This window comes from Nonomuraea turcica (assembly GCF_030718205.1).
Classification (GTDB): domain Bacteria; phylum Actinomycetota; class Actinomycetes; order Streptosporangiales; family Streptosporangiaceae; genus Nonomuraea.
Window position 1 is genome coordinate 193,883 of record NZ_JAUZQF010000019.1, and the last position, 17,223, is coordinate 211,105.

The window sequence follows — 17,223 nt, forward strand, 5'->3', positions numbered from 1 at the left end:
CCGTTGCCTCGCCTGAAGGTGGGATCTCCGCGGCGGTCATCTGATCAGCTAAGAGTCAGTTGCCGCAGCTCGCGCAAGGCCTGGTGCGAAGGGGAGCCGGGTTCGGTGGTGTAGAGCACGAGACGGAGGTCGTCGCGGTCGGGCACCGGCATGACCTGGCAGATCATGTCGATCACGCCGACGAGCGGGTGCGTGATGCGCTTGCGCTGCTCCCTGCGGATCTCGACCTCGTGCCGGGACCACAACTCGGCGAACTCGGGGCTGAGCGCGAGCATCTCGGCGACCAGCGCCCGCAGCCTGCGGTCGTCCGGGTAGCGCCCCAGGGCGGCCCGCAGGTCGGCGACCGAGGCGCGGGCGAAGCGGCCCTTCTCCTCGTCGTTGAGGTAATCGGCGATGTCGGGGGACATGAAGACCCAGCGGATGACGTTCCTGTCCTCGGGTGGCTGCTTGTCGAGGTCGCGCATGATGACGTTGGCCATCGGGTTCCACGCGAGGATGTCGTAGCGGGCGTTGAGGACGTAGGTGGGCACCTCCTCCAGGAACGCCAGCAAGTGCAGCACGCCGCCGGGCACGTCCTCCCTGATCGACGGCGCCTCCAGGGGCTGCCCGGCCAGGTCGAACAGGTAGGCGCGCTCGTCCTGGGTCAGCATCAGCGCCCGGGCCAGCGCGTTGAGGACCTGCCGCGACGGATGCGGGCCGCGGCCCTGCTCCAGCCGGATGTAGTAGTCGATCGACATGCCGGCCAGCTGCGCGATCTCCTGCCTGCGCAGGCCCGGCGTGCGGCGGCGCTCGCCGCTGGGCAGTCCCACGTCGGCGGGGCTGACGCGGGCACGCCTGCTGCGGAGGAACTCTGCGAGTTGGTCCCGGTTCATGCCTCCATCCTCGGCCATGACCGTGCGGTCATGGGTGGTACTGCCGATCCCAGCTTCCGCAGGTCTCTCCCGCACCCGCTCTCGCCTGGGCGAACGTGGAGACATGACGAAGATCGCTCTTATCACGGGTGCCAACAAGGGAATCGGCTACGAGATCGCGCGGCTGCTCGCCGAGCAGGGCGTCACCGCGATCGTGGGAGCGCGCGACGAGGAGCGCGGGCGGGCCGCGGGCGAGCGGCTCGGGCTGCCGTACGTGCGGGTCGACGTGACCGACGAGGACAGCGCGGCGGCCGTCGCGAAGTGGATCGAGCAGGAGTACGGCACGCTCGACATCCTGGTCAACAACGCCGGGATCGCCGGCGACCTCAACCAGGTCGTGCCCAGCACCGCCTCGGCGCAGGCGCTCAGGGACGTCTACGAGACGAACGTGTTCGGCGTCGTCACCGTGACGAACGCCATGCTGCCGCTGCTGCGCACCTCGGCGGCGGGCCGGATCGTGAACATGTCGAGCGAGCTCGGCTCACTGAGCATGGCCGCGGCCCCGGACAGCCCCTTCGCGGAGGCCACGTTCCTCGCGTACAACTCCTCCAAGAGCGCGCTCAACATGATCACGGTCCTCTACGCCAGGGAGCTCAAGGACACCGCGATCAAGGTGAACGCCGCCAACCCCGGCTACTGCGCCACCGACCTCAACGGCCACGCCGGTTTCCGTACGGCCGAGCAGGGCGCGGCGATCGCCGTGCGGCTCGCGACGCTGGGTGAGGACGGTCCGACGGGCGCGTACCTGCAGGATGACGGCGCGCTCCCCTGGTGAGGTGTCAAATCTGGCAAAGCGGACAGAAGGGGGTGATGGGACGAGATCTGGATAAAGAGCGATTCACTGAGGCGGAGTACGTCCGCTTCGGGGAACGCCTCCAGGAGCAGCTCGGCGTCCTGCGCGAGCTGCTCGATACCCCCGGCTTCGGCGCGGGCCCGGCCACGATCGGGGCCGAGCTGGAGCTGTTCCTCATCGACGAGCGCGGGCGGCCGTTGCCGCGCAACAGCCAGGTGCTGGAGGCGCTCGGCGACCCCCGCGTGGTGCTGGAGCTGGGCCGCTACAACGTCGAGGTCAACCTGACCCCGACGCCGCTCGAGGGCCGGCCGTTCGAAGTGATGAGCGGCGAGGTCCAGGAGACGATGACGAAGGTGGACGGCGCGGTCGAGGGCGGCGGCGCGCTGCCCATCGGCATCCTGCCCACCCTCGGCACCGACGACTTCACCGTCAACGCCATGAGCGACCAGAACCGCTATCGCGCCTTGAGCAGGGGCATCCGGCGGCTGCGGCTGGAGCCGTTCCTGGTCAAGATCGACGAGCTGGAGCTGGCGGTGGAGGACGTGATCCTCGAGGCCGCCAACACCTCCTGGCAGGTGCACATCCGCACGCCGCCCGAGCGCTTCGCCCGGCTGTTCAACGCCGCCCAGCTCGCCATAGGCCCGGTGCTGGCCGCGTGCGGCAACTCGCCGTTCTTCCTGGGCAGGCAGCTGTGGGAGGAGACGCGGATCGCGCTGATGGAGGAGGCCGCCGACGACCGGGACGTGGAGCGGCGCGGGCGCAGGGACGGGCGGGTCACGTTCGGCTCCGACTGGGTGCGCGAGGGCGCGCACGAGCTGTTCGAGCGGTATGTGCGCGACTACGAGCCGATCGTCCCCGACCTCCACGACGATGCCGGGCCGCACGAGGTGCCCGAGCTGCGGCTGCACCAGGGCACGATCTGGCAGTGGAACCGGCCCGTCTACGACCCGGCCGACGGCGGGCACCTGCGGATCGAGATGCGGGCGCTGCCGGCCGGGCCCTCGTGCGCGGACATGGCCGCCAACACGGCGTTCCTGCTGGGGCTGACGTTGTCGCAGGCCGAGCGGGACCTGACCGGTTACCGGTTCGCGGAGGCGTACCAGAATTTCTACCGGGCCGCCATGCACGGGCTGGACGCCAAGCTGTCCTGGCCGGGGGCGGACGGCGAGTTCGGGGCCGCCGACCTGGTGCTCAGCCTGCTGCCCGAGGCGCGGGCGGGGCTGCTCGGAGCCGGGGTGACCCCGAGCGACGCCGACCGCGCGCTGGGCATCATCGAGCAGCGGACCCGGCTGCGCCGCACGGGGTCGGTGTGGCAGCGGGAGGCGCTGGCGCGCTTCGGCGGCGACCGGGAGCGACTCGTGCGGCGCTATCGCGAGCTGGCGTTGTCGGGACTTCCTGTGCATTTGTGGCGCTGACCGCAACCATTGCCGTTCCCGTTCCGTCACACTAGGTAAAGAAACGGGAAAGGTGAGGGAGATATGGCGGAAACGGGGATGGCTCCCACCGAGAAGGCGCCATACGTGCTGAACCGGGCGACGGGGGACCTGACCGAGGGCGCCGCCAAGCTCGCGCAGGAGATCGGCGGGACCGGTGTCGAGGCCCTGCTGGCACAGGCCAACAGGACCGCGGCCCGCAGAGGGGCCGCCGGCGCGCTCGGCTCCATGCAGCCCAGGCCGGCCGAGTGGTACGCCTTCGACGCCAAGGACCAGGACACCGCCGACTGGTATCCCCAGGGCCTGACCTGCGGTGAGGAGTCCGGCTCCATCGGGGTGCCGGTGTTCGTGGCGAGCTGGTATTTCAAACCGGAGGCCGGCGAGCGGGGGATCAGGGTGTCGTTCCTGAGCCCGCGCACGCTGAAGTATCAGCACGCGTTGCTGGTGACGGCCAAGCCGGACGGCTCGTACGCGCCGATCAACATCCACGCGGGCGGCATCGCGCTCGACGGCGACCTGCTCTACGTCGCCGACACGGTCAGGGGCCTGCGCGTCTTCGACCTGAACAACCTGCTCGACCTGCGGACCGCGCAGAACGACCTGGGCGACCCCACGCGGATCGGCCGGCACGACGGCAGGTTCCACGCCTTCGGCTACCGGTACGTGATCCCGCAGACCGACTTCTGGAAACTCGCGCAGCCGGGGCCGCACTTCTCATTCGTGTCGATCGACCGCAGCGGCGGCACGCCGCAGTTGATCACGGGCGAGTACTGGGAGGACGATCCCGCCGGCCGGGTGGTGCACTGGGACCTCCCCTTCTCCGGAGGCGAGCCCAACGAGGCCTTCGTGATGGGGCACCCCAAGATCCAGGGGGCGATCTCGCACGGCGGGAAGTGGTACCTCAGCCAGGCGGCCGGCGCCACCACCAACGGCAAGCTGCTCGTCTACGCCGACCAGAAGCTGCAGACCAGGCCGTTCCCCATCGGGCCCGAGGACCTGACCGTGCAGGACGGCAAATTGTGGAGCGTCACCGAGTTCAGGAACAAGCGGGTGATCTTCGGGGTCGGGCTCTGAGCCGCAGCCTCGGATCAGTCTTTGAGATGGCGGAGCAGGACCTCGCGGTAGCGGGTGTCGAAGTCGTCGTAACGGGCCCGAAGCTCCGCACCCGGCCAGCCGACCGGCAGCAGCTCCTCCGGGAGCAGCGGGTCGGCCAGCAGGTGGCGCAGCACCGCGGCCGACACCAGGAAGCCTTCGGCCAGCCCGTCGGCGCGCTCCAGCTCCCGCTCCAGCCGCCGGGCCTCGGCCGCCCAGCCGTCGAGGTCCCACAGCAGGGGAGTGGGGTCGGGATGCGGGCGGCCGTCGATGCGCGTGCACTGCGCGGTGACGCTCTCCGGCCACGCGCGCACCAGGTTGGCGGGCCGCAGCCAGGTGCCCTCGCGTAGCTCGGCCAGGCGCAACATGGTCATCGTGTGCCGGAACGCGGCTCGGTCGGCGGGCGCGCGCCGCTCCGCGGTGACGACGGCCACCTCCCAGGTGCCGTCCCACGGCCTGGTGTGCGGGTCGCGGCTCTCGTCCTGCCGGGCCTGGCGCTCGACGAGCCGCTCCGACAGCGTGTAGAAGCGGTCCTCCTGGATTAGGTCTCCCGCCGCCACCATGCGGGACAGCGCGACGCGTACGGTGCCCTCGGCGATGCCGAACAACGCCCCGATGCGCACCAGATGGCGGGCCGGCAGGCGCGGGGGATGGTGGCCCAGCAGCGCGCTCAGGACGGCCGACCGCGCACTCAAGGTTTTATTACGCTCTTCCATCGCATGTCGAGTATATGTAACACTCGCAGACATGGGGCGCTATCTCGTAGAACCTTTCGACCGCAGCGACCGCTACGCCACCGAGCGCTACCAAGGCGCGGCCGGGCGCAACTGGTGGGCCTGCGATCCCACGCTGCACCTGCTCCTGCGGCGGCACCTGGGCGAGGGCTTCGCCTGGGCCGAGCCGCACCTCCACCGGCTGGGCGCGCTCATGGGCGGGCTCGTCGCCGAGTGCGCCGAGGAGACCGACCGCCATCCGCCGCGGCTGGAGAAGTACGACAAGTGGGGCAGAGACGTCAGCCAGGTCGTCATGCCGCCGTCGTTCCAGGCCGCCCGGCAGGCGCTCATGGAGGACAACTTCACCGCGCCGTCGTTCGCCGAAGAGGCCCGGGCACACGGGGCGGATCCGGCGGCGCTCGCCGCCGCGTGGACGTACCTGCTCGACCAGGCCGACATCGGGATGGGCTGCGCGCTCGGCACCGGCGGCGACATGGTGGTGCAGCTCGCCGAGAAGCACGCGCCGCCGGACGTACGCGATCGGGTGCGGGAGATCTTCGCGAACGGCTTCTACTCCGGCGAGGCCGCTCAGATGTTCACCGAGCGGACGGGCGGCTCGGACCTGGCGGCCCTGGAAGCCGCGGCCGTGCCGTCGGGGGACGCCTGGCAGCTGACCGGCTTCAAATGGTTCGCCTCCAACGCCAACGGATCCGCGTTCGTGGTGCTCGCCCGGCTCCCCGAGGGGGCCGTGGCGCCGTTCCTGGTGTTGTGGGAACGGCGGGACGGCACCCGCAACGGGGTGCGGATCAGGCGGCTCAAGGACAAACTCGGCACCCGCTCGGTCGCCTCGGCCGAGGTCGAGTTCGCCGACGCGGAGGCGTTCCTGCTGGCCGGTCAGGGCTCCGGGTCAGGACTCGGGACGATGATGAAGCTCACCAACACCTCCAGGCTCGGCGTGGCCATGATGGGTCTCGGCGTGGCCAGGCGCGCGCTGGTGGAGTCCATCTGCTACGCCCGCGCCCGCGAGGCGTTCGGCCGCCCGCTCATCGACCAGCCGCTCATGCGCCGCAAGCTCGCCGAGCTGATCGTCGAGGTCGAGGCAGCGCAGGCGCTCGTCTTCGACGGCCACGTCGGCCCCCGGCTGCGCCTCGCGCCCGCCCTGATCAAGCTGCGCGCGGCCCGGCTCGGCGTGACGGCCGCCAGCGACGCGATCGAGGTGCACGGCGGCAACGGCTACATCGAGCAATGGCCGGTCGCCAGACTCCTGCGCGACGCCCAGGTCAACCCCATCTGGGAGGGCGGCGACAACATCCTGTGCCTGGACGTACGGCGGGCCATGGTGCGCGAGAACGCCCACGAGCCGTTCCTGGAGCGGCTGGAAGCGGCCGTCGACCAGGCCCCGCCCGGCTCCGGAGACCTGGTGCGGCAACGCATCGAGGACCTCCGCAAGGCGATCACCGCCTGGTCGTCGCTGGAGCTGTCGGCGGCCGAGGCCCGGCTGTATCCGCTGGCCCAGCTCATGGCGGACGTCTACGCCGCCGCCCTGCTGCTGGAACAGGCGGGCTGGGAGCAGCGCTCGGGCCACGGCGACCGCAAGGCCCTGGTCGCCCGCCTCTACGCCGACGCCCACCTCGCCGACCACGGCCCGCTGCGCGGGATCGACCGCCCGGCAGACGACCTGGAGCACTTCGACGATCTCGTCGCGGGGGCGGTGACGCTCTAGCCCTTCGCCACCACGGCCTCGAACCCCTGGACGATCGTGGACCATGTCGCGGTCCGCGGATCGATGACCTCGAAGTGGCCGACGTCCTCCAGCTCGAGCAGCTGACAGGGATCCCCGGCCTCGTGCGCGGCCTGCGCGTACCGGCGGCTGAGCTCCGGCGGGACGCGATCGTCATCGGTGCCGTGGACGACGAGCGCCGGAGACTCGCTCGGCAGCCGCCGCATCGGGTCGGCCAGGTCATAGAGCTCAGGCCGTTCCTCGGGTGTGCCGCCGACGAAGTCGAGCGCGGCGCCGTCTCCGATGCCCAGCCGCGCCGCCTCGGCCAGATCGCAGACGCCGCCGAGCGGCACGACCGCGGCGACCGGTCGCGTCCCGGCCGCCCACAACGCGAGCTGGCCGCCCGCCGAGTGCCCGAGCAGCACCACCGGCACGTCGCCGACCGGCCCGAGCTCGTCAAGGTGCCGGAGGGCGGCCGCGATGTCGTCGAGTGTCGCCGGTACGCCTCCACCGGTGCCGACCCGCCGGTACTCCACATTCCAGGTCGCCCATCCCCGCGAGGCGAGGTCGGCGCAGAGCGCCCGGGTTATCTCCCGCCCGAACCGGGCGCGCCAGAAGCCGCCGTGGATCACGACGACGAGACCACGCGGCGACCCGCTGGGCGGCAGCCGCAGATCGGCTTCGTGGTCGGGAAGAGGCCCGTACCGGTGGGTCTCCACCGTGACGTCATGCTCATCGGACCAGCTCGCGAGTTCGGCGAAGAATCGGTCGAGATCCATCGGAGTCCCCCTCGGGTCCTCAGCTTAGGGGCATGAAGGTGAGAGAGCTCCGCGAGACCCACGGAGACGGCGTGCGTGGGCAGTACGCCGCACCTTGCCCTACCGGATCGCTAGTACTTCAAGCCGATGTCTCCCCGCGAATCGCGTCGCTCTCCGCGAAGAGGTCCTCCATGCTGTCGAAGCGTCGGCTGCGGCCCTCTCGGAAATCCGCGTCGGCCTCGGCCTCGGCTTCGGCCGCCTGCCAGCCGGGCGCCCAGTACCAGGCGTCGTCGGAGGGAAGGATGGCGGCCACTCGGCGGCCGTGATCGGTCTGGTAGGCGAGAACGCCATGGCGGCCAACGTCATCGGCCAGTCCGCGGTCGCGCTGGAAGGCCGCCGGGACCCGGGCGTCGGGACCAAGGAGACCAATCTAGGTAACTTGCTGGCGGACGCGCTGCTGGCGACTGGGAAGAAGAAGGGTCCGATCAGCGAACTGACCACCTTCCAGATTGCCGCGTTCGGCAACTTCGTCTCGGTCGTACCGGACGTGCCTCGGAACCAGTTCAAGGAGATCCTGGAGAACGCGGTGTCCAAGATCCCCGCCGCGGACGGGCGGTTCGCGCAAGTGGCGGGCTTCACGTTCGTCTACGACCCAACCGGCACCGCCCAGGTCGTCGACAACGCCGGGACCGTGTTGACGCCTGGCAGCCGCGTCCGCTCAGTCACCCTCAGCGACGGTACCGTGATCGTGCGAGACGCCGCGGTCGTCCCCGGCGCAGGCATCTCGGTGGCCACCAACGACTTCAGCGCCCGCGGCGGTGACCACTATCCGTTCCGAGGCTTGCCGTTCACCACCGTCGGCGTCACCTACCAGCAGGCACTGGCCGACTTCATCACCACCGATCTTGGCGGCCAGATCACGGCGAACGCCTACCCAGCGGCCGGCTCCGGCCGTATCACCACGTCATAGCCCATCCGGAGCAATCGGGCAGGGGACGGGGTCAACCCGTTCCCTGCTCACGCCACCGGACACGCGGCCCTGCGCCGGCCCGTCCCCGATGGCCTCCATCGGCCGGCTCGCGCTGCGCTCGGACGACCAGGTGTGTTCATGGCTTGCGTGCGACGCCCGCCAGGGAGACGGTCACGGAGATTGGCTTCTCCCGTCGGTCTGGTTCGGGGCGCCACTCCGCGGTCGGTACGAGACCGGGGTCGACCAAGTCCAGCCCGGCGAAGAAGCTCGCAAACTGTTCGGGGCTGCGCAGCTGGTAGGTGTTGTTCGCGTTCTGGTTGTAGATGCGCAGTGCCTCTACCAGCGGGGGATGGACGTTCGTGCCGTCGGTGAACGCAAGGTGACTCCCCGATGGGAGGGGGTCGAGGATGGCGTCAATGAGGCCTTTCGGATCTTCCTCATCGGTGACCTGACCGGCGATGCCGAGCATCATCACCGCCACCGGCCGGGTGAAGTCCAGGATCTCCGCCGCGCCCTGCAAGATCACGTCGGGCTGGCGGAAGTCCGCGTCCAGATAGGTGGTTGCCCCCTGCTCCGTGCTGGTGAGCAGGGCGCGGGCGTGGACCAGCACGATCGGGTCGTTGTCGACGTAGACGACACGGGAATCCGGGGCGATCCGTTGCGCGACCTCATGGGTGTTGTTGGCCGTGGGCAACCCGGTACCGATGTCCAGGAACTGCCGGATGCCCACCTCGCCGGCAAGATAACTGACCGCGCGGATGAGAAACTGCCGCTGCAAGCGGGCCACTTCAGCGTAATCAGGGAACAAGGCCATCATCTTCGTGGCGGCTTCGCGATCGGCCGCGAAGTTGTCCTTGCCGCCGAGCAGGAAATCCCAGAGCCGCGCCGAATGCGGGATGGTGGTGTTGATGCGCGCCCATGCCGCTCGAGCGTCGGTGTGGTCGTCACTCATGAGGATCCTTCAGTCGGGGGACTCGACCGTCCCGCCTCGCTCCTGGGTCGCCAAATCCTGCCTCAGGCGCGTCTACCTACGTCAAGGCGTCGGCTCCGGCTGGGTGTACTGCATCGATCTTAACGGGTACACCGCCATCCCGAGTGCTTACTGGTGGCCCGGGAGGATCTCCGTAGTGCGCAAACCAGCCGTTCTGGGGAGCTGACCGCCGAGGAGGAGTAGTTGCTCCGAGGTGCCACCGTCGTGAAGTAACGGCGACCAGCAACGCGGTCATCGCGCAAGGTCAGTCCCACCTCGACGCGATGACCGCGCTCTGTGGCTTTGTTAGCTTCTGTTCTGCTCGCCACTTCGCTTCTCGTCTCTCTTGACCGTTGGAACGTCATGGAGCCGGGTCCCGTCGAGGTGCCTGCGAGGATCAGCCGGGCGTGCTCCTTACTGCAGGCCAGGCCGTCGAAGCCGGCGGGCAGTACGCTGATCGCCACGTCGATGCCGAAGAAGCTTTCGATCGAACCGGCCGTGAACGCGTTACCGGTCTGCCTGCCGCGCCTATCGGCTCAGGGGGAATGGGACGCCGCTTCGTCTGCCGAACGATGACGCGGGCACATGAGGAGGCCGGGGCCCCGAACGGGACCCCGGCCAATGACTGATCAGGACTTACTTGTCGGCGCGCTCGGTCACCCTGATCGCGTTGACCAGCGGCTTGCCCGCGCTGCTGACGAAACGGACATTGAGCTGGCCGTCGGTCACCTCGGTGGTGAAGGTCCGCGCATGCGCGGTGTAGGTGCCCACCTTCAGCGCGATGTCGAGGTTGGGCAGGACTTCGACGTCCTCGACCAGGACGTCGAAGACGCGCTTGTTGGCCTTGGTGCTCTCAACCTCGGCGAAGCCCAGCTCGACGGTGTAGGTGCCGTTCGGCACGTTGTCGAACCGGTACTCGTACATGCCCTGCCGGTTGGTGCGGTACACCGTCTGGTTGTCTGTGCCCGCGATGGTGCGGCTGGTGGACTTGGTGGAGGTGCTGCCAAGGTAGCCGACCCCGGTGGTGGTGGTGTAGGCCCGATCCTGGTACCAGGTGTCACCGGCCGCGTCCACGCTGGAGGTGTTCGAGGCCGAGTCGATGGCGGCCTGGTAGGCCGGGAGGATGACCTTGACCGGAATGCTGATCGTCGGTGCCCTGCCGCTTTCCGACGTGACCACCAGGGTGGTCTCCAGGATCGTGCCCCGCTCGGCGGCGGAGGTGTCGATCCCCAATGTCAGCGTGGTCGTGCCGCCGGTTGCCAGGTTCCCGGTGGCCGGGGTGAGGGTCAGCCACGGGGTGGCGCCCTCGACGGTGAAGGCGGTGCCCAGGCCGGGATTGCTGAGCTCCAGTGTTCTGGTCCTCGTCTGCGCGACCGGGACCACCACCTCGAGGCTGTCGAGCGAGGCCGCTACCGCGCCGGTACGCAGCGAGGCAGAGACCTCGCCCACCCCGGCGCCCTCAAAGGTCACCGTCTTGGTCGTGCTCTCGTAGTGCGGCGCCGCCAGTTCGACCTGGTAGTCCCCGGCTGGGTACTGGGCGGCGTAGGTGCCGTCGGCGAGGGTCGTCACGGTGCCGGCCACCGTCTCACCCGACTTCACGGTCACTGTGGCACCCGCGACGGCCTCGCCGTCGTTGGCGTCGGTGACCGAGCCGTACAGGATGCCGGTCTTGGTGGGCTTGAAGTCGATGCTCAGCCCTTCGGACAGGACGGGCTTGTTCAGCGAGTATTGGAAGGCGACGGTGCCGGTGTGGTTCTCGATGCCGATGGTGGCCTGGTCCCCGGTCTCCCGGCTGACCGTCGGGTCGATGTCCTTGTAGCGGTAGCCGATCGAGCCGTCCTCACCCAGCAGCACCTCGAAGGACAGCCGGGCCGTACGGGGATTGTAGAAAGCGGCGTTGCGGTACTCCACCACGTACGTCCTGCGCGGGCTGGTGCCGGTGACCCGGGTGTAGACCCCCGAGTCCGCGTCCAGGTAGAGGTCGTCCCACAGGGCGTAGAGCGCGGCATTCGGCGTGCCGGTTGCGGGGATGGTGACGTTGCTGCTGCCCAGCGTGGTGCCGTTGAACACGATGCCGCCGTTGACGCCGATCCGCCCGGAGGTGTACGGCGTGCCGTACAGGTTGAAGGTGAACGGCAGGGTGAAGGTGGCGGTGCTGCTGTCACCGGTCAGGGTGACCGGGTCGGTGCCCTCGACCCAGGGCTCCTCGCCTGCCGTGCAGGTGTAGCCATAGGAGTCGACCCGGTCGGCCAGATTGATGTCGGCCGTGATGTCACCGGTGACCGAGATCGCCTTGGTCGCGTCCGAGGCGCAGAGGTCGGGCGAGGCGAGCTCCAGGCTGTAGTTGCCCAGTGGCAGGGTCAGGTCGTACTTGCCCTCGGCGTCGGTGGTCGCGGTGACCGGGGTTCCCGTCACCGTGATGGCGGCGCCGACCGCGACCCCGGCCCGGCTCCTGACCGTGCCGCTCACCTTGCCCGAGGGGGCGGCCGTCAGTGCGATGTCCTTGGTGACCGTCTGGTTCTCAAGGACGGTCGCGGTCATCGTCGCCTTCTCGTAACCGAACTTGATCGCCGTGATCGTGTAGTCGCCCACGGAAAGGTTCTTGGACTCGTAGGCGCCGTCGGCGCCGGTGACCACCGTGCGCTTGATCGGACCCTCGATGTTCAGCGTCACGCCGGAGAGGGGCTCGCCTCCCGAGGTCGCCTTGCCGGCCAGGATGCCGGTCTGGCCGTGCGGCGCCATGGAGACGGCCGCGTAGGTGTCGAGCTTGCCCTGGCCCCAGACATTGTTGTCCGCTGCTGTGCCGCCGCAGGTGACGTTGTTGACGTCGAGGGCCGTCTGGTCGAGCAGGGCCCGGGTCTCGGCCAGGTTGCCGCGCAACGCGGGAGAGTAGGACCAGATCAGCGCCACCGTGGCGGTCGTGTGCGGTGTCGCCATGGAGGTGCCGGTTTTGGACCCGTAGCCGCCGCCGGGCAGGCTGGAACGGACATTCACCGCGGGGGCCGAGATGTCCGGCTTGATATCGCCATTGATGCCAGGGCCGCGCGAGGAGGAGGTGTAGACGTTGCCTGCGCTGTCGAACCCGCCGCTGGCGTAGCTCTGCTGGTAGACGCCGGGGCTGCCCGCGGTGCCGCAGGAAGATCCGGCGTTGCCGATGGCGAAGGACGGGAAGATCCCGGCGGCGACCCACGAGTCGACGATCTGTGTGTACCACAGATCCACCGTGTCGGCGCCCCAGGAGTTGTTGACCGCGTCGGGGGCGAGGTCGGGGCGGGGGTTCTGCCCGTTGGCGTCGGTGGGCGCAGCGATCCACTGGCCGGCGGCCAGCAGGTGCTCACGGGCACAACTGCTGGTGCCGCAGCCCTTGGTCGCGATCCACTTGGCGCCGGGCGCCACGCCGATCTGGTTGGCGCCGTCCTCGCTCTCGCCCACCATGGTGCCCATGGTGTGGGTGCCGTGGCCGTTGTTGTCACACGGGACGCCGCCGGTGCACAGACCAGTGGCGTCGAAGAAGTTGTACGCGTGGCTGTAGGAGCCGTCCGCGTTCAGGCCCCGGTACTTGGACTTGACCGCCGGGTGGGTGTAGTCGACGCCCGAGTCGAGGTTGGCGACGACGATGCCTTCGCCCTTGACTCCGAGTTCGGTCCACACCCTGGGCGCGTTGACGGCGCTGATATTCCACTCGACGGCGTTGACCGAGGGCTCGTCCTTGCCCGGCTCGGGCATGTCGATCGCGATCTCGTCGTCGGCCTCGATGGCGGCGACCTCGGGCAGTTCGGCGATCCGCTCCAGCGTCGCGGCGTCGCCGATGACCTTGACCATGTTGACGATCCAGAACGACTCGTACTCGACCTGCTCCTGGTCGAGCAGGGCGATCAGGTTCTTCTGGGTGAGCTCGGCCGTCTGTGTCTTGGCCGCATAGACCGCCTCGCCCTTGGCGACCTTGTCGGTGGCCTGCTGGGCGGCGAGGAGGTTGGCCTGGTCCTTCAGCCGGACCCAGTAGACGGCCTTTTCCTCCTTGTCCAGCTCCTGAAGGACTTGGGCCTCCGTCTTCGCCTGAACGGCCTCGGTCGGGTCGTCGTCGGCGAGGGCCGGTCCCGCGGCCAGGGGTAAGGCCACGGCCGCGAGGACGCCGGCGATGGCCGCGCGCCATCGCCTGGTGTTTCGATTCACAGTGCTCCTTGAGGGGGGCTCGGAACGATTCGATGATCACGCGAATGCGAGATCATCTGACAGTGATAGTCAGGCAAGGTTGTTTATGGATCAACGGAGTTCTCGTGACGTATCAGCGACACGGCGGCAATACGTCAGGCACGTGAATCCGCAAGACTCCAAAGAAGGGGAGATTCGATTTGTTACACACTTTCGGTCTTAACGACCTGGAGGAAAGCGCCTATCTCGCCCTGCTCCGCCTGCCCGCGAGCGACGAGAGCGACCTCTCAGAGCGCCTGGGGCGCCCCGCCGAAACGGTTTCCGTAGCCGTTGATCACCTGGTCAAGGAGGGGTACATCCGGCGGGCCGGCAACCGGCTGCACGCCGTACAGCCGGACGTCGCCTTCGGGCCCGGGCTGCTGCGCCGCCACGGAGAGATGCAGCGGGTGCAGACGTTCATAGCCACCCTCATGGAGGAGTATCGCGAGCGTTCCGCCCTGCGTGACGCCCGTGAGGCGGTGGAGGTCGTGATCGGCGCTGCCGAGGTCATGGCTCGCTGGCAGCACCTGCAACGCGCGGCCCAGGAGGAGGTCAAGAGCCTGGCCAAGGAGCCGATCGTGATCTCGGCCGACAATCAGGCACAGCGGGCGGCCATGGCCTCCGGCATTGTCTACCGGACCGTGTATGAGCGCACGATGATCGACGTGCCCGGCGATCCGTACCAGCTGGCCTGGTCGGCCGCCAACGGCGAGCTGATGCGTATCGCGACCGACGTGCCCACCAAACTGATGATCTTCGATGGGCGGGCGGCATTCGTACCCTTGATGTCGGCCAGTATTGAACCCGCCGCCCTGGTGATCACGTCGGGCACCTTGCTGGGCGTGCTCAACTGGGTGTTCGAAACCGTGTGGGCAGGTGCAGTGCCCTTTCCCGCGACCGAAAACACGCTCGGCCCAGAGGATCAGCGGCTGCTTTCTCTTATCATCGCCGGGTACACCGATCGCGCGATCAGCAAGCAGTTCGGCCTCAGTCATAGGACCGTGCAGAGGCGTGTGCGCCAGCTCACCCGTCTGGCTGGAGTGGAGACCAGGCTCCAGCTCGTCTGGCACGCGGCCAAGCATGATTGGCTGTGACGCCGAGGCCGGACGTCCGAGGAAGAAGCAATTAGTCGGACTGCCTGCAAGAGGTGACGCTCTAGCCCATTTTCACCACGGCCTCGAACCCCTGGACGATCGTGGACCATGTCGCGGTCCGCGGATCGATGACCTCGAAGTGGCCGACGTCCTCCAGTTCGAGCAGCTGACAGGGATCCCCGGCCTCGTGCGCGGCCTGCGCGTACCGGCGGCTGAGCTCCGGCGGGACGCGATCGTCATCGGTGCCGTGGACGACGAGCGCCGGAGACCCGCTCGGCAGCCGGCGCATCGGGTCGGCCAGGTCATAGAGCTCAGGCCGTTCCTCAGGCGTGCCGCCGACGAAGTCGAGCGCGGCGCCGTCTCCGATGCCCAGCCGCGCCGCCTCGGCCAGATCGCAGACGCCGCCGAGCGGCACGACCGCGGCGACCGGTCGCCCCCGGCGTCAGCATGTCCGCGACCGGGACCGCGACCTGTGAAAACAACTGTTTTAACGGCTCGTGGCCGAGACGTTGCCGGGCCTGGGTGATGCCGCTCGCCCCCGGAGACTCCCAGCGGGTGTCCCAGCAGTCCGGCCAGGAGGCCAGCGTGTCGGTCAGCCGGGCCAGCACCCTCTTCGTAGTCGCCGTCGGCATACAGCGCCATCGCCATGGTGAAGTACACCATCACGTGCGGCGGCAATTTGCCGTCCCTGCGCTTGGCCTTCTTGCCGGTCACCGCGACCGCCGTGTCGATCTCATCGCGGGGCACCCACCGCGCCAGCACGCCCAGCGAAACCGCGTCCGGCAACTGCCGTGAGGACTCTTCTCCGATCTGCGCCACGATCACGAACCGTAGTGGATCTTCGTCCAGACCGCTGTCACAACCGCCCGAGACGCCACGTCTTTCCTGCTCAAGCGATGATCAACTTAGTCTGAGTGGCATTGACTTCAGGCGCCACGTCGCCACGTCGCCACGTACCCGCAGTTCATGCTGACCACAACGAAGAAGGCCTCGGGCATCCCGCTATAGCTGATCTATACTGCGCCTCTCTACGCTCATGGCGATGAGGCAGCGAACCGGAACCATCTTCATCGTCATCGCCGCGGCCCTGACCATGATCGGCACGTTGATCCACGTTTTTCCCCCGCACCTGACGGTGGTCACGGTGTTCCTCGGGTTGGCTGGGGTGCTCTGCTACACCGTCGGTGTTGCCCTGTTCGTCGGCTGGCCGCGACAGGTTCTGGTCCGGCCCGTGGCATCGATGGTCATAGTGGTCCTTGCCTGCGGGATGTGGGGCGCTTTCATGGGCGTGGCGCCCGTGACTGGCGGAACGGTCGCGCTGGCGGTGCTCGGCGATAGGCAGGCCTGCGCGGTGACCGAGGTCGACACAGAAACCACGCGCGCACGGGGAGGCAGGATGAGGACCACCTATGTGCACACGGTCCGCTGTTCGGACGCACGCATCCACGAGATCCGGACAGGGTGGGAAGAACGGCACGGCGAAGGCTCCCCTGCGGAGGTCGTCGCGGATTCGAATGGGCTGCTGACGGCGAGGTTTGTTGCAGGCGCCTACCAGTGGACCGGGGTGGGGGTCTTCGCGATGCTGGTGCTGTGCGTGTTCGTGCTTCCGCTCTTCGCCCGTCGCGTCGCTCCACCGCCACCGCCGTCGGCCCCGGGAGGGTTCTTCCCACAGCCCTCGCCGTGGGCCGCCCAGCCGCGCCGTTACTAGGGTGCTGCCCGCACCCTGGCGTGCAGCGTACGCTCGGCACGTTCCCCGAGGAGAATCCGAGCTCCGACACTCCCCGAGAAGGGCCGCATGCCCGTACGCGTGGAGCGCCAAGCTTGCACCATGATCGGTCCGAACGCGGCCTCCGGACGCCATCCCCGCCCTCAGAGACCAGTGCCCCATACGGTCACCCGCCAGAGCGCCTCGAAGAGGACACCGACGTTCATCTTGCTCGCGCCGGCCGTACGGTCGACGAAGGTGATCGGCACCTCCGCCACCATGAATCCGTGACGTACGGCTCGCAGCGTGAGATCCACCTGGAAGCAGTAACCCCGCGACTCGACCCCGCCGAAAAGGATCTTCTCGAGTGCGGCGGCCCGGTAGACGCGGTACCCGCCTGTGGCGTCGGCGACGGGAAGGCCGAGCGCCACCCGCACATAACGGTTCGCCAGCCGTGAGAGCAGTTCCCGTCGCCGCGGCCAGTTCGCCACGCGGCCGCCACGCACCCAGCGCGAGCCGATGACGAGGTCGGCGTGTTCGGCCGCGCCCAGCAAGGCGGGCAGCCGCTCAGGCGGATGCGAGCCGTCCGCGTCGATCTCCACCAGCAGGTCGAACCCTCGGGCCAGTCCCCAGCGGAAGCCCGCCAGGTACGCGGCGCCGAGCCCTTCCTTGCGTTCCCGGTGCAGGACGTGCACGCCGTCGAGTTCGGAGGCGAGCTTGTCGGCGATCAGGCCCGTCCCGTCGGGGCTGTTGTCGTCGACGACGAGGATGTGGGCGGCGGGTGCGGCCGCGCGGATCCTGCCGACGATGCCGGGAAGGTTGTCGCGTTCGTTGTAGGTCGGCGTGATGACCAAGACGGTGCTCATGATTCTT

Annotated in this window: 16 protein-coding genes and 3 pseudogenes; 8 read left to right on the forward strand and 11 right to left on the reverse strand. The window is 68.7% G+C overall.

Translation table 11 applies throughout. The annotated features are described in order from the left end of the window. Nucleotides 1-44 precede the first annotated feature (44 nt). A complete protein-coding gene (locus tag Q9G87_RS40625) occupies nt 45-872 on the reverse strand; it encodes a helix-turn-helix transcriptional regulator (protein WP_305921927.1) in 828 nt (275 codons plus the stop codon). Nucleotides 873-975: 103 nt separating this feature from the next. Between Q9G87_RS40625 and Q9G87_RS40630 the strand changes: the two genes are divergently transcribed. The 3 genes from Q9G87_RS40630 (at nt 976) to Q9G87_RS40640 (ending at nt 4,211) form a co-directional block, all read left to right on the forward strand. Then, on the forward strand, nt 976-1,686 hold the full coding sequence (locus tag Q9G87_RS40630; RefSeq protein ID WP_305921928.1) for an SDR family oxidoreductase: 711 nt from the start codon (nt 976-978) through the stop codon (nt 1,684-1,686). 35 nt (nt 1,687-1,721) lie between these two features. Beyond that, complete coding sequence (locus tag Q9G87_RS40635; protein ID WP_305921929.1) at nt 1,722-3,119, forward strand: glutamate--cysteine ligase; 1,398 nt, start codon at nt 1,722-1,724, stop codon at nt 3,117-3,119. Between the two features lie 63 nt (nt 3,120-3,182). Then, entirely contained in the window at nt 3,183-4,211 is a 1,029-nt protein-coding gene (locus tag Q9G87_RS40640) for a hypothetical protein (protein ID WP_305921930.1), read from the forward strand. A 14-nt stretch (nt 4,212-4,225) separates the two neighbouring features. On the opposite strand, the gene Q9G87_RS40645 is transcribed toward Q9G87_RS40640, so the two are convergent. Further along, nucleotides 4,226-4,924, reverse strand: coding sequence for a PaaX family transcriptional regulator C-terminal domain-containing protein (locus tag Q9G87_RS40645; protein ID WP_305921931.1), 699 nt, complete (start codon nt 4,922-4,924; stop codon nt 4,226-4,228). Between the two features lie 52 nt (nt 4,925-4,976). On the opposite strand from Q9G87_RS40645, the gene Q9G87_RS40650 reads away from it, so the two are divergent. Next, nucleotides 4,977-6,665, forward strand: coding sequence for an acyl-CoA dehydrogenase family protein (locus Q9G87_RS40650; RefSeq protein ID WP_305921932.1), 1,689 nt, complete (start codon nt 4,977-4,979; stop codon nt 6,663-6,665). Here the strand turns inward: Q9G87_RS40650 and Q9G87_RS40655 are convergent. Together Q9G87_RS40655 and Q9G87_RS40660 are read right to left on the reverse strand one after the other, a co-directional pair. Beyond that, on the reverse strand, nt 6,662-7,441 hold the full coding sequence (locus tag Q9G87_RS40655) for an alpha/beta hydrolase family protein (protein ID WP_305921933.1): 780 nt from the start codon (nt 7,439-7,441) through the stop codon (nt 6,662-6,664). The two genes, Q9G87_RS40650 and Q9G87_RS40655, sit on opposite strands and share 4 nt — an antisense overlap. Before the next feature lie 118 nt (nt 7,442-7,559). Continuing rightward, complete coding sequence (locus tag Q9G87_RS40660) at nt 7,560-7,733, reverse strand: hypothetical protein (protein ID WP_305921934.1); 174 nt, start codon at nt 7,731-7,733, stop codon at nt 7,560-7,562. A gap of 51 nt (nt 7,734-7,784) precedes the next feature. Between Q9G87_RS40660 and Q9G87_RS40665 the strand changes: the two are divergent. After that, nucleotides 7,785-8,390, forward strand: a pseudogene (locus Q9G87_RS40665) (5'-nucleotidase C-terminal domain-containing protein); the annotation flags it as partial. Between the two features lie 136 nt (nt 8,391-8,526). On the opposite strand, the gene Q9G87_RS40670 reads toward Q9G87_RS40665, so the two are convergent. After that, the gene (locus Q9G87_RS40670; protein ID WP_305921935.1) at nt 8,527-9,342 is read right to left on the reverse strand and encodes an SAM-dependent methyltransferase; all 816 of its coding nucleotides are present in this window, start codon (nt 9,340-9,342) and stop codon (nt 8,527-8,529) included. Nucleotides 9,343-9,996: 654 nt separating this feature from the next. Beyond that, on the reverse strand, nt 9,997-13,533 hold the full coding sequence (locus tag Q9G87_RS40675) for a S8 family serine peptidase (protein ID WP_305921936.1): 3,537 nt from the start codon (nt 13,531-13,533) through the stop codon (nt 9,997-9,999). 179 nt (nt 13,534-13,712) lie between these two features. On the opposite strand from Q9G87_RS40675, the pseudogene Q9G87_RS60915 reads away from it, so the two are divergent. Beyond that, a pseudogene (locus tag Q9G87_RS60915) lies at nt 13,713-13,823 on the forward strand (helix-turn-helix domain-containing protein); the annotation flags it as partial. Here Q9G87_RS60915 and Q9G87_RS40680 read toward each other — a convergent pair. Continuing rightward, nucleotides 13,800-13,943 (reverse strand): hypothetical protein, encoded by a 144-nt coding sequence (locus tag Q9G87_RS40680; protein ID WP_305921937.1) that lies wholly within the window; start codon nt 13,941-13,943, stop codon nt 13,800-13,802. The pseudogene Q9G87_RS60915 and the gene Q9G87_RS40680 sit on opposite strands and share 24 nt — an antisense overlap. 6 nt (nt 13,944-13,949) lie before the next feature. Between Q9G87_RS40680 and Q9G87_RS40685 the strand changes: the two genes are divergently transcribed. Next, entirely contained in the window at nt 13,950-14,645 is a 696-nt protein-coding gene (locus Q9G87_RS40685; protein ID WP_305921938.1) for a helix-turn-helix domain-containing protein, read from the forward strand. A 61-nt stretch (nt 14,646-14,706) separates the two neighbouring features. Here the strand turns inward: Q9G87_RS40685 and Q9G87_RS40690 are convergent, their stop codons facing one another. From Q9G87_RS40690 to Q9G87_RS60925, 3 genes and pseudogenes are all read right to left on the reverse strand, one after another. Continuing rightward, a complete protein-coding gene (locus Q9G87_RS40690; RefSeq protein WP_305921939.1) occupies nt 14,707-15,060 on the reverse strand; it encodes an alpha/beta hydrolase family protein in 354 nt (117 codons plus the stop codon). Beyond that, nucleotides 14,969-15,277, reverse strand: coding sequence for a transposase domain-containing protein (locus Q9G87_RS60920; protein WP_371825900.1), 309 nt, complete (start codon nt 15,275-15,277; stop codon nt 14,969-14,971). The genes Q9G87_RS40690 and Q9G87_RS60920 overlap by 92 nt, the downstream gene beginning before the upstream one ends. Continuing rightward, a pseudogene (locus Q9G87_RS60925) lies at nt 15,267-15,470 on the reverse strand (transposase domain-containing protein); the annotation flags it as partial. The gene Q9G87_RS60920 and the pseudogene Q9G87_RS60925, both read right to left, overlap by 11 nt. 217 nt (nt 15,471-15,687) lie before the next feature. Here Q9G87_RS60925 and Q9G87_RS40695 point away from each other — a divergent pair. Beyond that, nucleotides 15,688-16,353, forward strand: coding sequence for a hypothetical protein (locus Q9G87_RS40695; RefSeq protein WP_305921940.1), 666 nt, complete (start codon nt 15,688-15,690; stop codon nt 16,351-16,353). A gap of 161 nt (nt 16,354-16,514) precedes the next feature. Here Q9G87_RS40695 and Q9G87_RS40700 read toward each other — a convergent pair whose 3' ends face one another. Further along, nucleotides 16,515-17,216: a polyprenol monophosphomannose synthase gene (locus Q9G87_RS40700; protein WP_305921941.1), complete on the reverse strand. Its 702-nt coding sequence runs from the start codon at nt 17,214-17,216 to the stop codon at nt 16,515-16,517. Nucleotides 17,217-17,223 lie beyond the last annotated feature (7 nt).